This is a genomic window from Aneurinibacillus sp. UBA3580, assembly GCF_002375825.1.
GTDB classification, from domain to species: domain Bacteria; phylum Bacillota; class Bacilli; order Aneurinibacillales; family Aneurinibacillaceae; genus Aneurinibacillus; species Aneurinibacillus danicus.
In genome coordinates this window covers 1-2,920 of the sequence record NZ_DFMZ01000020.1, presented here as the reverse complement: position 1 = coordinate 2,920, position 2,920 = coordinate 1, and the positions used below count along the sequence as shown (strand labels likewise).

The following is a 2,920-nucleotide window of genomic DNA, read 5'->3' as shown; positions in this document are numbered from 1 at the left end:
CGAACCGGTCCACCAGTTTGGACGGCGATAGGCTGAGCCAGAATACGAGACAGAAAAAAACAAATGTATAAAGCGCGGTGACTGTAGGATTCGCCGTTAGACCCGCGGGCAGAAAGGGCGCGGCGCCCATCTCATACGCCAGACTTCCGGCGCGTGGAATCGCAAGCCCTGGGCCAATCGACAGATAGACGAGAAGCGGGAACAGGAATGCAAAGGCCGGATGGACCCGTTCGGCCAATGTGCGAAACCCGCCCGCTTTGGCGACGGCCATTACGCCAAGAATCGGCAGGCCTGCCGCCGAAAGAATAAACCCGGTGAGTGAAAGCCAGACATGATTGCCGGCCGCCTGTCCGAGAAACGGCGGGAAAATCAGATTGCCTGCCCCGAAAAACATCGAGAACAGCATGAAGCTGACAAACATAATTTCCTTTTTTGATAGGTGATTCATAAACATTCTCCTTCAATAAGTGCATAATTATCTATAGATAAAGTAGGGGGTTTTCTGAAAAAAAGGCGAGAATTTGTCATCGTATTATGTATTAAATCAAGTAAGTATGTGTGGCATTGTATCAATTTTATTTTCGAAATACTAGTTGATTTCCTATATTCGAAATTGTAAATGTAGTTAGCGGTTTCATAGATTGTGTGCGAACTACAGTGCTGTGTAATGGCGTAGATGGACAGGACAACGTATGCAGCAAAGGAAAAACCCGGGGTCGCCATGCTGGCTGATGCCGGGTTTTGTTGTGTGGTACAATATAGGACATAAGCGGAAACCGCGTGGTATTTATACAATTACCTGGTTTCGTAAGGTTTTCTTCAGTTCTTTTTTCAGGCGCGGGTCAATGGTTTTGGCGTTCATAATCTGCTCGTACGCCCGGCGCAGCGCGTGCCAGTAGGAGGCATTGTTGCGCTCCGGCGCCGTCTCGAGAAATTCAATGTAATGCTTGACTGCTTGATCGGTCAGCGGCTTTTTCAGCATTTCATCGGTGACATAAATCATTTTTCTCTTTTGCTCGCTTTTGTACGCGACATACGAAAAACCGAAAAAAATACTGAACATTAATAGAATACATACAAACTGCATCATTGTGTCTTAAACCTCTTTCGTTCTTGTCATGAGCTTTGTACTAGCCATGCCACAGCATAGCAAAAATTATACATTTTTGTACGGAAAAAAATATTTTTCAACAACATCTTCAACAATCTAATGTCGCAGGGAAGTGTGGAAATTTATTATGTTAATACCTCAGCCTACTTTCACTCAATCAGCTATCCGTAAATGGGTCAAAAGCCAGAAGATTTTGCCCTCCCATGCGGCTTTGCGCCTCCGAGAATTGCTTCACAATTTTGAGCTGGTCGGCGACCGGATACGGGCGGACCGTTGCCGGGATTTGCTCGAAAAAGCGGATGCGGCAGAGTTCGTCATCGCTTTCTGCGGGCATTTCTCGGCCGGAAAATCGACGATGATTAATGAGTTGATGGGCGAAGAATTGCTGCCGACGAACCCGATTCCGACAAGCGCCAATGTGGTCAAAGTGAAAACCGGACCGGCGCATGCCGTCGTCACCTTCAAAGAAAAAGGCGAGGTAGCCTTTCCGTATCCGTACGATGTGAAAGAAATTCAGGCATATTGTACGGACGGCGACCGGGTGGACCGGGTGGAAATCGCCCATCCGAACGATCAGCTGCCGCCTGGCGTTGCGATTCTCGATACACCCGGGATCGATTCGACAGAGGACGCACACCGCGTGGCGGCAGAATCGCTTCTGCATACGGCGGACTTGATCCTTTATATGACGGATTATAATCATGTGCAGTCACGCCTGAACAGCGAATTCATCGAGACGCTGCAACAGGACATGAAACCGACATGGCTACTTATCAATCAAATCGACAAACACGTAGCGTTCGAGGTGCAGTTCACGGAGTTTGCGCGCAAAATCACCAATGCGTTCACCGCTCTCGGGGTTCAGGAAGACGAGATTTTCTTCACGACGGTGCGTGAGCCGGATCACCCGCATAACGATGTGCCGCAGCTGAAGCAGCGTCTGGCGGAGGCGATTGCGGAGAAACGGCGCCGTGTGACAGAGACGGTGCTGACTGCTGCGTATCTGCTGGTGCGCGACCACCTGCTCTGGCGGGAAGAGAAGCGGCGTGCTGAGATCGAGGCGCATCGTGCCGTGCTTGGGACATACAGCATGACAGACGGGGAGCGAATTGTCCGGGAGCTGGCCGATGTCAAAGAGCGGGAACAGGCGCTCACGGATGAGGCGGAACGGTTTGAACGCGAATTCGCGGTGAAGCTGGACCGGTTGTTTAAGAACGCGAACTTGATGCCATATCATACGCGTGAGCTGGCGCGCTCATTCGTCGAATCACAGCAAGTAAGCTTTCGCGTCGGACGCCTGTTTTCCGGGCACCGCACAAAAGAAGAGCGGGAGCGCCGCCTGACTCTTTTCCATAAGGAAGTCCGTGAAAATGCGGCCACCTACATTGACATCCACCTGAAGAAAATGATGCTTGAGCATCTGGAAGCATACGGGATTGAAAATGAACAGCTGCGCCGTTCCATCTATGAGATGGAGGTGCCGATTACGAAAGAGGTGCTGGTGGGCACAGTGAACAGGGGGGCGCTGTTCAGTACGGAATATGTTGTGCGCTATGCTTCGTTTGTCGTGGATGCCGTACGGCAGCTGTATACTCAGGCGGTGAAAGAAAAGATGGAAGAAGCGCTGCTGGATTTGAAAAAGAACCGGCGGAAAAAAGCGGACACGCTAAGCAGGCGCAAGGAAGAATTGGAGAAAAAACGTGCAGCCGTGCTGGAACTGCAGGCCATAGCGGCAGGCCAGCAGCGTGCGCTGCGTCAGTTGCTTGATACGCTGGGTGGATCGGAACAGGAATTTTCTGTAGAGGAGAT

General features: G+C 50.7%; 3 protein-coding genes. 1 reads left to right on the top strand and 2 read right to left on the bottom strand.

Translation table 11 applies throughout. The annotated features are described in order from the left end of the window. Window positions 1–448, bottom strand: a 448-nt coding sequence (locus B2899_RS03080; RefSeq protein WP_286883996.1) for a branched-chain amino acid transport system II carrier protein, incomplete at its 3' end; no start/stop codon positions are given. Window positions 449–787: 339 nt separating this feature from the next. Then, complete coding sequence (locus B2899_RS03075) at window positions 788–1,090, bottom strand: hypothetical protein (protein WP_146811043.1); 303 nt, start codon at window positions 1,088–1,090, stop codon at window positions 788–790. A gap of 148 nt (window positions 1,091–1,238) precedes the next feature. Between B2899_RS03075 and B2899_RS03070 the strand changes: the two genes are divergently transcribed. Then, the coding region (locus B2899_RS03070; protein WP_286883993.1) for a dynamin family protein at window positions 1,239–2,920 on the top strand (1,682 nt) is incomplete at its 3' end.